The sequence below is a fragment of the Dorea hominis genome, assembly GCF_014287705.1.
GTDB lineage: Bacteria > Bacillota > Clostridia > Lachnospirales > Lachnospiraceae > Dorea_D > Dorea_D hominis.
Genome location: NZ_JACOOY010000015.1, coordinates 60296 through 78351, shown reverse-complemented (window position 1 = coordinate 78351; position 18056 = coordinate 60296). Strand labels below are relative to the sequence as shown.

The 18056-nt window shown below is 34.9% G+C and carries 10 protein-coding genes and 1 pseudogene; all 11 read right to left on the bottom strand.

Annotation, left to right across the window (positions count from 1 at the left end):
* Positions 1-1564 (bottom strand): annotated as a pseudogene (locus H8S07_RS14515) (hypothetical protein); the annotation flags it as partial.
* A gap of 39 nt (positions 1565-1603) precedes the next feature.
* Complete coding sequence (locus H8S07_RS11365) at positions 1604-2515, bottom strand: hypothetical protein (protein WP_186856046.1); 912 nt, start codon at positions 2513-2515, stop codon at positions 1604-1606.
* Between the two features lie 158 nt (positions 2516-2673).
* Entirely contained in the window at positions 2674-6324 is a 3651-nt protein-coding gene (gene pglX / locus H8S07_RS11360; RefSeq protein ID WP_186856045.1) for a BREX-1 system adenine-specific DNA-methyltransferase PglX, read from the bottom strand.
* A 31-nt stretch (positions 6325-6355) separates the two neighbouring features.
* Positions 6356-8902, bottom strand: a complete 2547-nt coding sequence (gene pglZ, locus H8S07_RS11355; RefSeq protein WP_186856044.1) for a BREX-1 system phosphatase PglZ type A — start codon at positions 8900-8902, stop codon at positions 6356-6358.
* 33 nt (positions 8903-8935) lie between these two features.
* Entirely contained in the window at positions 8936-9511 is a 576-nt protein-coding gene (locus H8S07_RS11350) for a hypothetical protein (protein WP_186856043.1), read from the bottom strand.
* A gap of 2 nt (positions 9512-9513) precedes the next feature.
* On the bottom strand, positions 9514-11787 hold the full coding sequence (locus H8S07_RS11345) for a hypothetical protein (protein WP_186856042.1): 2274 nt from the start codon (positions 11785-11787) through the stop codon (positions 9514-9516).
* Between the two features lie 114 nt (positions 11788-11901).
* Positions 11902-12783: an FRG domain-containing protein gene (locus H8S07_RS11340; protein ID WP_186856041.1), complete on the bottom strand. Its 882-nt coding sequence runs from the start codon at positions 12781-12783 to the stop codon at positions 11902-11904.
* 99 nt (positions 12784-12882) lie between these two features.
* Positions 12883-13392 carry a hypothetical protein gene (locus H8S07_RS11335; protein ID WP_186856040.1) on the bottom strand — a complete coding sequence of 170 codons (510 nt, stop codon included), beginning with the start codon at positions 13390-13392 and terminating at the stop codon, positions 12883-12885.
* Entirely contained in the window at positions 13392-14420 is a 1029-nt protein-coding gene (locus H8S07_RS11330) for an AAA family ATPase (protein ID WP_186856039.1), read from the bottom strand. Before H8S07_RS11330 ends, H8S07_RS11335 begins: the two co-directional genes overlap by 1 nt.
* Before the next feature lie 24 nt (positions 14421-14444).
* Positions 14445-15170: a BREX-1 system adenine-specific DNA-methyltransferase PglX gene (locus H8S07_RS14510; RefSeq protein ID WP_243176019.1), complete on the bottom strand. Its 726-nt coding sequence runs from the start codon at positions 15168-15170 to the stop codon at positions 14445-14447.
* 254 nt (positions 15171-15424) lie between these two features.
* Positions 15425-18037 carry a BREX-1 system adenine-specific DNA-methyltransferase PglX gene (gene pglX / locus H8S07_RS11325; RefSeq protein ID WP_243176018.1) on the bottom strand — a complete coding sequence of 871 codons (2613 nt, stop codon included), beginning with the start codon at positions 18035-18037 and terminating at the stop codon, positions 15425-15427.
* Between the last annotated feature and the right edge of the window lie 19 nt (positions 18038-18056).

Sequence of the window (18056 nt, the reverse complement as noted above, 5' to 3'; positions counted from 1 at the left end):
CTTCCGGAATCTTGACAGATCCGTCAGCCTGTAAATTGTTCTCCAAGAACGCGATTAACATTCTCGGTGGAGCAACAACTGTATTATTTAATGTATGAGCGAAATATTTGCTTCCATCTATTTGTCGCTGAATTTCTATTTTAGATGGATTATTACCTAAAATAAAATCAGGTAATAGAAAAATTGATGTTTTCAATTTTAACCACCCATCATCTATTTCTATTTCTTTATAATCGTATTCTAGATATATGAACAAAACATACCTACGTTCTCGTTCTTTTTCCCATTTTGAATCTTTGACTGATAATATCCAGTATTGTAATATTTCCTCTAAAAATTTCTTTTTGTTTTGATTTGACACTTTAAACTTGTCGATAATATCCATCAAAAAATTCAATTCCTGCTTTGCTGCATCACGATCATATAAAACATCAAATGCAATTACCTGTGACAGAAATGGTCTTGTTGTTCTTAACGGCAGACTTGTATCAGCATTATCTTTCCTTTTTAAATGATGTATACTTATTGGAGCTAAAAGTTCCACCAAGCGATCTCCTTTGTATCCATATACACACTTACCATAATCCTTCTGCATATCTGGATTATCATATGATTTACTAAATGAAGAAACATAATATGTTCTTATCGCTGTAAAATCAATATCTTTAGCCCAATTCACCTTAATCCATGATGAATCTTCAAATAACTCCGGAATAACCTTTTGTTCTCTCTCATCATTAAGATCTTGTGTCTTGCGCATCCAAATCTCATGGTTTTTTATAGATTCTCGCGCAACGTCCTCTGATATATACTTACAAATATAGTCCTCATTATAATTATTTCTCGATTTCAATATAAAGTTACTTAATTGTGTCATAAGAACGCCTTTTAAAGGTCTTACAACTGGAGACTGCTTATTTAATTCAATAATTCTTGCTTCTAATGCGAAAAGTTTCTTCAGCTCATTTCGTTCAAATTTCCATATTCCATTTCTCAAATTTCCGTGCATATAACTTATATCGTTTAACAAATTGACATATGCATTAGTTATAGTGTCAATTTCTTCTGCTGTTTTTGAAAGATTCATACTATCCTCTACTACAGAAATCAATTGTTCAGCGAAACTCTTATTTTTTTCTACCGTAAATTTTAGATATGAAAAATAATACAATTTAAGTTGCAACACTAATCCTTGTTCATATGCCGCAATACCGATTCCTTCTTTTTCATTAATAACTTCAGACATATAGGCCACATTTTTTTGCAATCTAGCTGTTTCACCAACCAACTCATATAAATATGCTTTCAACGCATTTATATTTGACATTGCTCCGTAAAAATAAAGTGTATTGATTATAGATACTTCATATTCAGTTACTCTATATCGTCCCAAATAGGATCGCTGATTCAAATCATAATCACTAATCCACGAAAGCAGTCGTTCTTTCGTGATGTAACTTGGATTATCGCGAAATTTTTCTGTTGCAGTTAATACTCTATCTAATACATATTCTCTAGCATTAACTGGCCATTCTTCTGGTTTCTCAGGATATTTTATCTCCATGTATTCACCTCTTCTAAATATATCTCAAATACCATTTAATCAAACAATATGTACTACATAAAAATGCAACCGTATTGTTTTATCATTTCTTAATAGTACAGTCTGAGCATGTTTTAATTCTGCATATTCTATATCAACATCTACTATTTCCTTCAAACGTTCATATGGAAATTGGAATTGATTCAAATGTACGATAAGCCTATCATAAAAATCTATAAAATTATTTCCTTTATAATAAATTATTATAAAGGCATATGGACAACCATTCGGATCATAATTTACAAGTACTTTCCTTATGTGCTTATTTAAATATTCTTTTAATACAGATTTCAAGATTACCCCCTCTATCATTACTACGGGATTTCCATCTATATAGATTTGAATATCTACTTCTCCTGCATCGCTTTTTTCTTCCGATTCTCCTTGTCTTGTTTGATCTTTTGTTTCAAAAGTTTCATCCAAAATATCACGAATATAATCATTCATTTCATTTTCAGAACTTTGTAAATCATATGCATGATTTCTTTGTAGCTTTGAAACAGCTCTTAGTACTTTATTGACTAATTTTTCCTCCTGAATCCGTTCATCCACGATTTCCAAATCATTTGAATTTATTGCATATTTTTCTATGTGTTCTTTCAATACACTAAGTTTAGATTCTACTTGTTCAAATTCTTTTTTATCAGACCAACCATTAAATTTTTCAAGTAATTTTATTACTTCATCAATATAATTATCTTTTTTTAATTGCAACAGAGATAATACTAATTCATCACGCCATTTCATGAATTCTGGATCATCGCTTATTTTTTCAACTTGCATATAACATGTCTTCTTTTTTCTTTCGCTCCAATCATAAGAAGAAAAAGCCAGGCCATTTTCAACGTGAAAATTATCTTTAATTGTAGACATTTGTTCTATAAGCTCTTTAATTTTATCAACTGTACCCATCTTATACTTTCACCCAATTTCCTATTGTTTTTTCTCTTCTGCCTATTATTTGCTCTTCCAGTTCAAAAACATTTTTTCTTTTTTACTGATAAATTTTGTATAATCACGCTCTGCAATACCAATACCGATTCTCTTTTCCACAGTTCTTTAATCTTTCATCATTTAAGTTTCGCCAAAAGATCTACTTTTAATGCTTTTTTGCCTTCCTGCGCTACTTCTATGCCCTGGAATTTTGCGTAATTGACTTTCACGCCGTCGTCCAGATCGATCTCTATTCTCTGATTGGCAATATGTGCAATCGCTTCATCGTAAATCTTCATCTCTGCAAGCTGCTTGGTATACTTGGTTACTGCTTTTGTTGCTTTTGATTTCTCAGATGCAGATGATGCATTATCAATCGTATACTGCGCGCTCTGCATAGCCGTCTCTACATACTTCTGTGCCCGGTGTAAATAATCGGTTCTTACACGGCCTACAGTATCGGCATTGTATCGGTGCATGTAAATTAGTGCTTTGAATCCGTTCTGTTTTCCGCTGTCAAAAAGCCAGTAAATCGGTCTCTTCTGATATACTTTCAGATGATCCGCATAAAAATCTTTCAGGAAATAGTTGCGGATCACTTCTCTGGAAGTATCGCCCTTGTTGCCTAATGCGTTGGCAATAAAATCAAGGTTCTCTTCCAGCGTATCTGCGCCGTAGACGGTTTTTACAAATTCTACGAAACGTCCAACAATATCATCTGAGAAATATTCTTCATCGGTGATTGGAATACAATTGTCGTCATCTGGAAGGAATGTCTGATACCTGCTGCTATCCCATTCACCACCGGCATAAATCAGACCTTCTTTATCAAGAGAATACCGTCCAAACATACAGCCAACTGCGTAAGAAATAAAACTGCAAATATCTCTGGATAAATCTGCTTTCCGAACCGTAACCTCTTTTTCTTCAACTTCTGAGGTAAGTTCATCTTGTAATCCATAAATATCAATAAAAATACGATTGAGTTCTTCTTCTTTTTCTTTTAATTCCAAAATTCTCGTATCACATATTGTATTCCAAAATTTGTAACTTTCAGATATTTTTGTTTCAAATTGTATCAAAGGATGTCGTATAAAACTCCATGATGTTTCAAAAGAATCCCAATCTTTTTTAGAAATTTCAATGCACATCTTCACATCTTTATTCACAATCTCGAAAAATGACTCATCCATTATTAATGGAATTTTTGAATAATCTTTAAGTTTAAAGTGTAATGTAGGATTTAATACTGGTGCAATATATGCAACATATACAGAATTAAGTAATCCCAATAAATATGCAATATGTTCTTCCTTATACGGAAAAGCTGTTGCCGCTGATCCATCAAATACACTTCCATTCGGTTCATATCTAAATGCTACTCCCTTAATGGACATATCCGTCCAGGTTATACACGGTAAAAAATAGTATTGTCTTGAAGGCAAATGATTCCCCTGATTAAGAAGTATATTGTAATGTTTTTTATCAAATTTTATTACATATTCTAAATTTCCATACCATTTTCTATATGCGCCACCTTTATTGTAAACTGCATATCTAGATTGTGATTCATGAAATTCTTCTATAGACTTACAATTATAATTAAATAATTCATAATTTATTTCATACCAATACCTAATAAACTTATCATTATCCCCCGTATTCATTCCGCATCTACTATCTGAAAATTCACTAATCTGACTTTTTTTAAAAGTTGAAAACATTTTTTCCGAAAGCATATACGCAAAAGGACTTCCTGATATTTCATAATAGTTATCTTGCTTAGCCCTAAATTTCCCTTTACCTTCTAAAAATTGTTTTTCACGTACTTTCACTGTTTCAACTTCTCCTGTTTTATTGAATAAACGTCTATATTGTCCCTCAAATTTTTTGATATATTTTTTTCTAAAAATAAAAGAAGTAGTTCCAAAATCAGAACCAAAAATACCTCTTCCTACATGTACTAAATTAATTACTGTTTGATTAGACAATAATTTCTTTCTAAATTCTTCATAGCTAGATAAAAACATCCATCCAGGAATAGTAATCATAGACCAAAAACCATTAACATCGCAAAAATTAGTTGCTCGCTCCATACATACCGTACTCATATCTGATTTTGAATTTGGATATTGTGTCTTCACATATCTGGACAGTTTAGCTCCCATTCCAGAAGCGCCCATATACGGAGGATTTGTCACTACTGCATCATATTTCTGTCCCAGATTTTTCGCTACTCTTATTAACTTTCGCAACTGATTCTGTGTCTCTTCACTTCCGACGCTCTCAAATGATATCTGTCCATCTGTATCCAGATCTTCTAAGAATTGTTCTAATTTATTCCAGTCGCACTCATCTACATTCAGGATAGATCCGTATTCTCTCGCATCTGCGAATGTATTTAACAGAATCTCTATCTGCGTCTGTGCCTGCGTTCTCTCAGTATCATTCATATGTGCGCCGAAGAACTGCAGATGATTCCGGTTAATTTCATTACTCTCTACAATCGCATACACTTTCGGCTCCGGCTTATCATCTCTTCCACGCAAGAATCGTCTGTTATAGCCACGTCCTTTCATCATAACTGCAAAGTATGCCAACTGATAGGCTCTCTGGTCGATATCCAGTCCATGAATGTTATGCTCTACGATTTCAAATGCTGCTTCTCTCTTGTCATAACCGGCACTTTCATAGATGTCCATCAGCACATCGAACATAGCGATCAGGATATGTCCACTTCCCATACATGGATCAATACAGGTAATATCCGTTGGTTTCAGATCTTTGTATGTAGTTCGGATTTCTGCTAACTTTACATTTACCGATTCTTCCTGTTCTGCTTCCGGAAGATAATATTTCCATCCGAATCTTTCTGCCATTGCTTTTTCATCGGTACTTGGATCTACTGCCCGTAAATGCTCAATCCAGATTCTTCCCACTGAGTTTTCTACCATATAGCGAACAATCCAGTCCGGTGTGAAAAGCTGGGTTGCCGCAGGGATTCGCTCTTTTGTGATTTTTACATTCTTTTTCAGTTTTGCAAAGGTGTCATCCTTTAATTCTGTATTGTAATACTGATACAGCCAGCCAATGATCTCCACCTGTCCTGTCGGATTGCCTTCTCCATCCAGTATGGATACATTAAAATCAGCTTCCGGAATACCTGTTTCCAGATTTACCAGCATGTAGATGACATCATCTTTATTTGTATAAGAAATACCAAACAGTAATTCCATATAGTCGGAATCGTCTTCGAACAGTCCCGGCAGGATATCATGCAACTGATGGCACTGTTTCAGAAATAATTTACAGTACAGTTTATCCGCATCTTCGGATGAGCCGCTCATTTTCCAGTTGATGATCTCTTCTTTTTCCTGTGCCGTCAGGTCTAAATCTACCTCCGGTGCCTGTGTCACAAGATCCGGCTCCATTTTTCCTTCTTTTTCGGAAGAAAGTACACGAACTCTGTTTGGAAGATAATCGTTCACTTCCATAAAACGGATGGCACAGATTCTGTTGAACCACGTATAAGCGACTTCTTCTACGACCGCCTCAAAACCACGGGATTCAATCTGAGCTACCAGTCGTCTTCTCTGCTCACACTGTCTTTTATTCAGTGTCACTTCTGTTCCCGCAGTCGTCTGATAGACTTCAAAGTCTGCTCCCTTCGTGATCGGTTCGCTGCATGCTTCTGCTGTGATGCCAAGCATACCAGCTTTATCGGTAACCGAATCAATCAGTTTAATTCTTGCTTCTATCGCGAATTTCTTTATCGCATTCTTGTTCATGTACTGTTTCCTCCTGCACAATATCTATATTTTAAAATCCAAAATCATCCACAAATGCAATATCAATCATAAATTCATACTGCTGCAGAATATTCTTCTCATCATTTGCATCTGCCAGCACCAGATAATATTTGTCGCCATATTTATATTCTCTGGACTTCAATGTAAATTTCTCATGGAACGATCTCTTCTCCGGCGCATCTTCGCGGCTGTTCGCCACGATCGGCACATCAAAGGATATTTTCTCTCCGTCTTCTGTCGTGAAATATGCCACCAGACTTCTCGCTTTCATCGTATCTGTCACTTTCTCTGTCTGAATGAAGTCAAAATATGTGATCAGATTCGTTACTTTTCGATTGGATGAAGTAAGTACCACATTCACATAATCATATGCAACGGATTTGGTATTTGTCGTAAGCTCTATTACCGGAACCAACATTTCCTGCAGAGACGAGCCGCCGTGTACATAATTCTGCCCGCCGCCCGGCGTTTTGAAAATATCCGTTCCGATCGGCGTCGTTATATAACAGTTTTTGACATACTCTCTTGTCCTTGATTTTACGCCTGCGCCGCCCATTTCTTCAACTGTAAGCAGGAAACGTTTGTTGCTGTATTTGCACATTTCTTTGTTGTAAGCCACTTTGTCAAATTCCTGCAACTTGTCTCTCTTATATAAAAATCCATGATCTGCTGTTATAAAAAACTTCGGTGCAGAAATACATACCGTAAGGCGGTGGATCAGCCGGTGGATCTCTTCAATGGCTTCCGCGCACGCATGAAATACTTCATTTTCACTTGCCGGCTTGTCCCCTCTGGCATCAATCTGATTATGATAAATATAGACAATATTTTTCCCTTGCAGCATTTCACGCACCTTGGTCCGATTTGCATGAATCACTTCATCAAAAGCCAGCGCCACGTTATTTTCATTCTGCGACTTCAGTATCTTGTCCCTTGCATTCAAATCGCCGCATGGTTGCCCGTCAACTGCCACATTTAATTTCTCATCAACTGCCAACTCTTTATGCGGCAGTAAACTTGCCATTCCGACAGCCGTAACCGATGGCAGTTCTCCAAGCATACACTCCATCTTCGGTGTACATTTTTCATCCCATTCCAGCTTTTCCAGCAATTCTTTTGCGCACTCATACCGAAGTGCATCGGAAATAATCACAATTACACGGTTATTTCCTTCATAAGATTTCAAATAATTTCTATAGAAATCTTCCTGTTTCTTTAATCCCGTATCTGCGACATTGCTTCCCATCAACGCTTCATTCCATTTTGGCGTGATCTTTTGTAAATAAATATAAGAATACATATTTTCTATACGTTCTCTTACATTTGCAAACAGCTCTGCTTCCTCCATCTGGTCATATGCATTGTAAAACCATCTATAATAAGAATCGATCAAATACGTATGCTTCTGATAATCCGCTGCTATCGTCTTAAGATCACTTGAAATTTCCAGCAAGGAAATATTTTTCATCAACTGATATGCATATTTGATCGCCTGATATTCATTTTTATATACTTCTCCGAAATGACAGGATTTTGCCATCCTCTGCTCTGCGATCTGCGCGATATTCATGCCGTCAATCTGCGCGTCTAAAATCTCATCATTTAACTGATCCAGCATCCAGTTGATTAAGATATTATCTAATCCACGGAACGCATCACAGTTGACAACATCCAGCAACTGTGCGGACTGATCTTTTGCTTTATTTTCACCTTTTGTAATTGCATCCTGGATCCTTGAAGTCACCCGCAGCGTCTTGTCCACTTTTTCCGCTAAAATATCGTAATTCTCCTGATACAATATATTGTCCATCAAATTACGCACAAATACAACCACATCATTCTTTTTTTTCAGAACATAGGACTCCAGCACTTCCGGTAATGTGTCTTTCAATGCGACTGACGCATAGGTAATCAGCATGCACGCCGCAAGGTCTTCCACTTTCGGATTCTCGGACTGATATCCGAAATATTTCTTACACAGCTCCCAGAATTTTTCTATAATTCCGTTGTCCTCTAACGCCTTCATGTATGCCTCATGATCGTTCAATATCAACTGTTTGATAATCTCTTCAAAATTCGGAGTTTTCACATCTGTAAGTACGGCAACAAGACCAATATCAATGGTTTCTACATTGAAATGGTCTATGCCAAGCTCTTTAAATTTCTCTATGCGATTTTTATTTTTCCAGAAATTGCTATACTGCGCCAGATGTTCTTTGAACTTATTGTCAATTCCAAGTTCCTGCGACATCTGCGAGATCCGATCCGTGTAATACGGAATGGAATAAAAATACATATCTGCCAATGGATTTTCCGCATCACTTGGTTTGGAAAATGGTGCATATACAAGATATTTTCCTTCTGTATCTGACTCATTTAACAGCCATTTGGAATAAAACCAGTTGGTTCCGTCTAAAATATGTAATTTTGCATTGTCAAGCTGAATCTCCGATACCTCGTCTTCGTACTCGCCTTTGTCATCGAACCAGAATATGATCCGGGTGTCCGGCTTCGAAAATTCCGCATTCAGTTGATCCTGTATATTTTGTAAATCCATTTTTGCTAGCTCCTATCTGTTATTTAATATTATTTATTCATATTGATTATAGTAGAACTTTCCAATCATTTCTCGAATATTTTTCAGTTCTTGTTGCAACCGATAATATGTAATATCCAGATATCTTTCAATCTCGACTTTCTTATATCCAGCCATCAACATACCTATAATCACCTTTTGGCGTTCCGATTCGATTTCCTGATATATGTCATACACTATATAGTTACTAATAGCCATCTTCTCTACTCCGATTGGCGGGGCTTCCACCATAAATCCAGAAATATATGCATCTTTGCCATCCTGCTCATCATAATACAGGAATCCACCTTCTGGTCTTCTCTTAGATCTGTACATTTTACTATAGTAATTTCCCTTTGCACTTTTCAAAGACTGATAAATAATTGCTTCTATACCATATTGATGCAAATGTTCATAATCTGTATATTTCATAATTGCCAGAATATAATACTGTGCCAAGTAACTTTCCCATTCATCTATCGGCTTTAGCCGGTTCCGTCTTACAAATGAAGCTATCATTTTGTATTTTTCTTTAACAATTTTCTGTTCTTCATCTGTCAATTTTCTATTCGCATAAGAAGCTCTTCTCATAACTATTCCTCATCTAAAACAATAATATCACTGACATTATCTTTTATCGTTTTTATTCGAAATGCTACCATATGTATTGCAAATAATGTTGCTACGAATGCAAACTTTAAATCTCCTCCTGATAAATATGCTCTTCCATGAATACATTCATTACGAACATTACATGAATTACTATTATACATAATATTATAAACGTATATTAAATCCGGTACATTTTCAAAACTTTGTTGTTCACCCCAAATCATCTCTAACAGTTCACGTAACAATGAACTTGGATCATTATATTGCATAAATTGCTCCATATTCTTTTTAAAAGGAAATATTCCAAATAATGTTACCAATTCACGTATTTTTATTTCCAATACAGGGAACAACTGTGTTAATATCGCCAACGTAAGTTTGTCCGAATATGGTAACAGTTCCATTGGAGTTTCCGTCTTTACGATATTATACAATTTTTCTTCTTTAACAAATAACGAAACACTACTCAAAGTTTTGGTCTTATAACGATTATGGATACAACCAACAAGCACTTCATCATCAAGTTGATTCAACAACGTATATCCCTTTTTATGTTTTAGATTTTTTATATATTCCAATAGCCTGCCATCAATCTCATGTCGCTCATAAACGACTTTATCCCGTTCTACTGGATATATCGGACTCAATATCATTCCTCTGCATAAATGTATGAGTACATTTTCTGATGTATCTTGCATTATCTGCAGTAAAGCCTTTTCCGAAGTAGGGGTGCAGTTTTGAGCGAAAAAAATAGGATTGGTTAAAGCTATTTCACTATATTTTTCAAGTTGTTCCGACTCAAAATTCTGCTCATATGAAATTTTTTGCATATTTTCACATAACCTGCTATACGTTTTTTCCTGCCATTCTCGTTGTATATATAACATCTCTTTTTGAACAACTCTCTTATCTATATTCGGATTACTTTGGTTAATGTCAATCAAAAATAACATATATTGGTAATAAACAGCTGCAACATCAACACTATTCTCTTCTGTATATTTTTTAAACTTTTCATGGACTTTTTTAAGATACTCTGTTGTAATTGTTCTTGTTGCCACTTTATCCTTAAGATAATTTAGTAATTCATGAATTGCTAAAACATTGTCTATTTGCTTATACTTATCATCGTAAAAATTTGCTATCATTCTTTTCTGTTCCTTAGAAATCGGATAGCCATCATCTTTCATTTTAATAAGCCATGTTGGCTCTTTCCATTCCTGTATCTTTTTAAGCAACTTAATATAATTATCTTCTTTATTGTACTCTTTCATTAATTTATCCTGAAATAAGTAAGACAAAATACAATATGAAGAACTTGTGAAAATTTTATACATCTCTTCACCCGATTCAATTGCCTTCAGCAAAAGACCACAATGAAGCATTTTTACCTCTTTCGATGGTTCCACATTAAATTTGATATATGAAATAGACTCTATCACAAAGTCTGCCACTATATGATTAAAATATCTTTTTATAGCATCAAGAATTTCCTCACTCCACATAGATATATCCGGAACCGATTCATTGCCGCTTTCATATATAGGTTGAATTTTTCTTTTTCTAAAAGATGTTCTCAACATATCTAAAAGGTATAATTCTTGCCAGGTTTGGCAAGGTTTATCATTTAAGCTTTGAAAAGAAAAAGAATTATAGTTTAATATCTCTTTTCTATATTGATCTAAAAATTTGGTATCACAAGGATATTCCACTTGTTCTAAATTATCTTGTAAATTTTTTATCGAAATATCTATATCAGCAATTGGTATCGTTTTGGCATAATTCAATAATTCAGATTCGGATTCCAATAAAGAATCACATTTAATCAATTCAAAAAAGTTTTTCTGAGTTAATAACCTGATATCATACAAATATTTCTTTTCATTTGATACCATAGTATTTTCTAATTTTGTTATCCATACGCAAAAGAAGAAAAGTTTACATTGAATGTTTGACACTTTATCTTTGCATTCATTAGCACTAATACTTCCAATATAAAATTTTGCGATTTCCCATATTTCTTCAAATTCCTTCTTTGAAAATATCCAATTTTTATCACAAACTTGTAAAATCTTCACAAAATATTCAAATACCGTCCTCATAGGACCATATTCACCTAAATACTGTTTCCAAGAATGAACTTCTTTAATTTCAAAACAGCCTTCTATTTCATCTATCATCCATTGCCAGTCTTGCGAATGTGCTAACAACCCATCAACATATTTTACTGTTTTTTCGTGTTCTAAATAATTCATCTCGAAAACCTCCGTTTCTTATTCCAGAACATTTATGATGAAATTATGAATAAAAATACAAATCAATTGCATCAATTAATGGATCTCTAACTGTCTTTTCTCATTATTTTTAGCTTAAATTATCCCTTCCGGAAACAAATATTCTCTTGTAATTCCTTCCTTTTCCAGTCGTTCCAGAATTTTTTCTTTGTATTCTCTTTTGATAATTATTTTTACTAAAGGTCGCTTATTCTTTAATGAATCTGGTACATTCACCGAATGACATATCAGTTCATTGGCTGCTGCTCTCATTGATGTTCTCATGTATGATGGAACCGCATTAGCAAATTTTACACCACATATGAAAAATGTCCCCTTTTGTCTTGCCATTCGTAAATTACTCTTGCTGCTATCTTCATTAGGCAACACCATATATCCATGATTCAGATATGCTATCATAAAAGCACTTAGTTCTGAAATACTTTCAAATCTCTCATGAAATATTTCATATTTATCATATAGCTCTTCTGCAAATTCTCCTAACTTTATTGTCCTATCATTTGGCATTAACATAATTTCTGTAAATATAATTGTGTCTATCCACTCTGCCTTATGTGAAACATAATTGTATAAATATAATGCCGCATCTCTTTCTTTGTTATCCACACAAGCAAAATATAATGCAACTTTAGGATCTGTTGTAAAATCAATTAATCTTGTCCCTGTTTCATAATGTTGTAAATAAGCTAACTGATCAAATAAGGATTTTCCTTGCAATTTGGATTGATACTTCAAATATTGATCACGCTCATTAATGTCTGACCGGACAATACTTGGTTCTATCTGCCATATTGCATCGGACTGTCCACGGTAAAAAGCTCTAAATTCACCGCCACTAATTTTTTTCGGCATATCCCATTGCTCATTATATGCATTAATAATATTATATATCTGATCAATAGAATTTGCTTCTATTTCGCAGTACTCCTGTAGATTCCATTGGTGCATAATTAACATAGCCTCCAACTTGAATTTTCCCTAAATCACATCATTTCCCTCTGCCAGGACGGATGCGCAATTCCATGTGTATGTATTCTTAAATCACTCTCATACACTTTAAATAATAAAATGCCTTTTTCTTGCCTGCTCCTCATTCATAATAATAAAATCAGGTATTTTCCAAATACGCATCTCCGCATTTAGTTCTTTTCTAAATATATCCTGAAGCGGAATTATCCAGGATTTATCTGCGTTTTTGATAACTAAAATCAATCGCATTTCCAGATTTTCAGCATTTTTCATCTCATCCGGAACACCGTTCTGTGAATATCTGTTCAAAAGAATATTTGAGAATAATTCCAGCGAATGGCGCATTTTTTCTGCGATTTCCTTTATCTCCTCATAATACTTCTTTTCGTCTTTTGTAATTCCGTCAATTGGATCAGGATAACTTTTCTTCGCTTCTATGAAACATAATTTATTTGATCTTAATAATATAAATTCACAACAGCGAACTCCTTGTTGCCGTAATTTCTTCGTATATTGTTCACTTTTTTCAAGCTGAAATATCTGTTTTTCTTTATATTTTCCAAATTGCATATCGGATTCTGGAATAACAATTCCCATCAAAGCACCTCCTCTATCTCTTGTTCATACAACTGTATTGAAGTGTCAATAATGGAATTATCAGGCATTCCATCATGCAGATCGCATATTTGTGCCTCCTTTCCCTTATTTAAAGAAATGCATTTCACCGTATTTTCCTTTTTAAGCGCAATTAAAAACAATTTCTTGATTACAAAATAGGAATGGCTGGTTATAAAGACTTGAATTCCCATTTCATTTGCAATATTGTCAATCATATCCAGGAACTGGCAAACTGCTTTTGGATGCAATGCAGATTCAATCTCATCAATGAAAATAATTGAATCTGCATTTAAATAGCCGTTTGCAAGAAGCCTGTCCATAATCGCAATTTTCTTTACTCCTTCTGAAGTTGCTCCAATTGAAAATTTCTGATTCTTTTTATTTCTATAATACCATTTGCCGCTGTTTTCATCATAATCTACTTTGCCATCGATAACATCTCCTACCACTTTACGTGACTCTGCAAATACCGTAAAGTTTTTACCTCTGGATGGCGAAATTCTTAATGCTTTAGAAAGATCATAATAGGTATCATCAAAACCAAAAGCTTTATCAATCTCTCTTGATTTTAATATAACTGAAAAAAGCGATAATACTTCTTTTGCCGGAATAAATATAGAATCCCCGTCTTTTCCATTTCGAACCGGCTCTACTGCTCCCACTTTACTGGCTGCACTTTTAGAAAACTGATATTCTAAACTTGCTTTATTCAGCTTCATTCTAAAATCCAGTCCTTCATCCGCACTTTTTGATACAATATCTCCCAGTTTATCCACCTGAAATGTCCACCTTAATTTTTCTGACAAAATATCATTAATTGGCGTTATATCATCTCCCCGCTTGTATTCTTCCAATGTTTTTACAGCAGAATACAATGCTTTCAACAGAAATGTTTTTCCTGTTCCATTTTCGCCTATGATCAAATTAATATTTGAAAACTCCTTGCATTGAAACTCTTCAAGCATTCCAAAGTTTTTCAATTGTAAATTTTCAATCTTATATGCCATATATAGATACCTCCAGTCCTTACATTATTTCAGTTTTGCCAGCAAATCTACTTTTAATGCTTTCTTGCCTTCCTGTGCTACTTCCACACCCTGGAATTTTGCATAATTGACTTTCACGCCGTCGTCCAAATCGATTTCAATTCTCTGGTTGGCGATATGTGCAATCGCTTCATCGTAAATCTTCATCTCCGCAAGCTGCTTGGTATACTTGGTTACTGCCTTTGTAGCTTTTGATTTTTCAGATGCGGATGATGCATTGTCAATCGTATACTGTGCACTCTGCATAGCCGTCTCTACATACTTCTGCGCCCGATGTAAATAATCGGTTCTTACACGTCCAACGGTATCTGCATCATAGCGGTGCATGTAAATCAGTGCTTTAAATCCGTTCTGTTTACCGCTGTCGAAGAGCCAGTAAATCGGACGACTACCAGCAAATAGTGCCGAATAAGTACTACAATGATCTTTGAAAAAATCATTCAAAAAATATTTACGAATTATTTCCCGTGAATCTCCACTCCCTCCTATAGCATCTGCTATAAATTGTAAATTATCTTCTAAATATTCTTTACCATATACGATACATAAAAAATCTTGAAAACGGCTAACAATATCATCTTCAAAATACATTTCATCACTTATTGGAATAATATTATCATTATCTGCGCTCAAAGAAATATATCTGTTTGAGTTCCATTTCCCTCCCGCATAAATCAAGCCATTTTCATCCAATGAATATCTTCCAAACATACAGCCTACTGCATAAGAAATTAAACTTTTAATATCTTTTCTCAATTCCGGTCTTTTTACACAAATATCTCTATCATCTAAATAAAAGTCTATTTCTTTTTCAATATTGAGCGATTCTGCTAATATCTCATTTATACGACTTTCTAAAACCAAAAGTTTATTATAATTTTCTTCACATTTTTTGCACCAACCATCGTATATGTTTTCCAATTTTTTGTAAAGACGAATTGAAAGATGAATTAAAAGATAACGTATTACATTGTATTAATCTTATGAAAAGAGATTGGAATATTGCCAACCGCTTCATTTGTATAATTGAGTGTAGGATTTATTACTTCTAATAATTGTTCCGCAATTTTACTATTTAACATTCCTAATATGATAAACAACTCATCATCACATCTTGCAATTAGAGCCGGACCTGCATCTCCAAAAATAAACCCATAATCATTGTATCTCAAACTAATTCTTCCAGTGCAAACCTTTGTCCAAGTAATTGACCGTTTAAAATAATAATCTTGATTACTGTAACAAAAACCTTTCAATTGAACGTAATTTTCTCCGTTATGATAATAATCTACTACTTCTTCATTATTACCAAACCATTTACGATAAAGTCCTCCTTTATTATATGGAAACCATCTCTTATTACTGTCATAAGCCATTTCATTCGATGTACAATTGAACATAATATTATTCCAATCAACTTCATACCATTTTCGTACATATTTTTCACTTGATGCTGTCGCATACCCACGAACAGTGTTTGCTATATCCGATATGTGATCATTTTCAAAGCTATCTTTAACTTTATCCTTGATCCAATATGCAAATGGCATACCAGGGATTTTTTCAAAATCTTTTGTTTTTGAAATATAACAGTTTTTTCTTTGCAAATAGTTTTGTTGTTTTTCCAAACGATCTCGTTCTAAAAGACGATAAAAATACGACTTATATTGTGGTAACCTACTGTTTCGTTCTACAAACGCCGCTGTTTGAACTACATCATTTCCAATTTCTTCAAAAGCTTTTATTCCAAATTGTAATAAACTTAAAAGATTTTGGTTTATAATTTTAACTCGAAGTTTAGAATAACTTGATAAAAACATCCAAGCCTGCATAGTAATCATAGCTTCTATTCCATTATCTTTTAAAATATTATTACATTTTTCAATAAAAACTGAAAACATATCTGTTTTGCTATCTGGAAAGTGTTCTTTGACATATTTTACCAGTTGTTGTCCTGAATTGCTCATGCCCATATACGGCGGATTCGTCACCACCGCATCATATTTCTGCCCCAGATTCTTTGCCACTCTCACCAGTTTTCGTAAGCTTGCCTGTGTTTCTTCACTTCCAACACTCTCAAATGAGATCTGTCCATCTGTGTCCAGATCTTCTACGAATCGTTCTAATTTATCCCAGTCGCACTCATCTACATTCAGGATAGATCCGTATTCTCTCGCATCTGTGAATGTATTTAACAGAATCTCTATCTGCGTCTGTGCCTGCGTCCTCTCGGTATCATTCATATGCGCGCCGAAGAATTGCAGATGATTCCGATTGATTTCATTACTCTCTACAATCGCATACACTTTCGGCTCTGGTTTTCCGTCTCTTCCACGCAGGAACCGTCTGTTATATCCACGACCTTTCATCATGACCGCAAAGTATGCCAACTGATAGGCTCTCTGGTCGATATCCAGTCCATGAATATTGTGTTCTACGATTTCAAATGCCGCTTCTCTCTTGTCATATCCAGCACTTTCATAGATATCCATAAGCACATCGAACATTGCAATTAAGATATGACCACTTCCCATACATGGATCAATACAGGTAATATCCGTTGGTTTCAGATCTTTGTATGTAGTACGGATCTCTGCCAGTTTTACATTAACAGCTTCTTCTTGCTCTGCTTCCGGAAGATAGTATTTCCATCCGAATCTTTCTGCTGTAGCCTTCTCATCTGTACTAGGATCTACGGCGCGTAAATGTTCAATCCAGATTCTTCCGACTGAATTTTCTACCATATAGCGCACAATCCAGTCCGGTGTGAAAAGCTGGGTTGCCGCAGGGATTCTCTCTTTTGTAATCTTTACATTCTTTTTCAGTTTTGCGAAGGTATCATCTTTTAATTCTGTATTGTAATACTGATACAACCAGCCAATAATCTCCACCTGTCCGGTTGGATTACCCTCTTCATCTAAGGTAGATACATTAAAGTCAGCTTCCGGAATACCCGTTTCTGGATTTACCAGCATGTAGATGACATCATCTTTATTTGTATAGGAAATTCCAAACAACAATTCCATATAATCAGAATCATCCTCGAACAGTCCCGGTAATATATCATGCAACTGATGGCACTGTTTCAGAAACAATTTGCAGTACAGTTTATCCGCATCTTCGGATAAGCCACTCATTTTCCAGTTAATAATCTCTTCTTTTTCCTGTGCTGTCAGGTCTAAATCCACATCCGGTGCCTGTGTCACAAGATCCGGCTCCATTTTTCCTTCTTTTTCGGAAGAAAGTACACGAACTCTGTTTGGAAGATAATCGTTTACCTCCATAAAGCGGATCGCGCAGATTCTGTTGAACCACGTATAAGCGACTTCTTCTACGACCGCTTCAAAGCCACGGGATTCAATCTGGGCTACCAGTTTTCTTCTCTGCTCACACTGTCTCTTATTCAATGTGACTTCTGTTCCCGCAGTCGTCTGATAGACTTCAAAGTCTGCTCCCTTCGTGATCGGTTCACTGCACGCTTCTGCTGTGATGCCAAGCATACCGGCTTTATCTGTAACCGAATCAATCAGTTTTGTTCTTGCTTCTATCGCGAATTTCTTTATCGCATTCTTGTTCATGTACTGTTTCCTCCTGCTA

Coding starts and splice junctions, on each gene's coding strand:
- H8S07_RS11345 (WP_186856042.1), bottom strand. CDS start 11,787: ATGAATTATTTAGAACACGAAAAAACAGTAAAATATGTTGATGGGTTG.
- H8S07_RS14510 (WP_243176019.1), bottom strand. CDS start 15,170: ATGTTTGGAAGATATTCATTGGATGAAAATGGCTTGATTTATGCGGGA.
- pglX (WP_186856045.1), bottom strand. CDS start 6,324: ATGAACAAGAATGCGATAAAGAAATTCGCGATAGAAGCAAGAATTAAA.
- H8S07_RS11340 (WP_186856041.1), bottom strand. CDS start 12,783: ATGTTAATTATGCACCAATGGAATCTACAGGAGTACTGCGAAATAGAA.
- H8S07_RS11330 (WP_186856039.1), bottom strand. CDS start 14,420: ATGGCATATAAGATTGAAAATTTACAATTGAAAAACTTTGGAATGCTT.
- H8S07_RS11350 (WP_186856043.1), bottom strand. CDS start 9,511: ATGAGAAGAGCTTCTTATGCGAATAGAAAATTGACAGATGAAGAACAG.
- pglZ (WP_186856044.1), bottom strand. CDS start 8,902: ATGGATTTACAAAATATACAGGATCAACTGAATGCGGAATTTTCGAAG.
- H8S07_RS11365 (WP_186856046.1), bottom strand. CDS start 2,515: ATGGGTACAGTTGATAAAATTAAAGAGCTTATAGAACAAATGTCTACA.
- pglX (WP_243176018.1), bottom strand. CDS start 18,037: ATGAACAAGAATGCGATAAAGAAATTCGCGATAGAAGCAAGAACAAAA.
- H8S07_RS11335 (WP_186856040.1), bottom strand. CDS start 13,392: ATGGGAATTGTTATTCCAGAATCCGATATGCAATTTGGAAAATATAAA.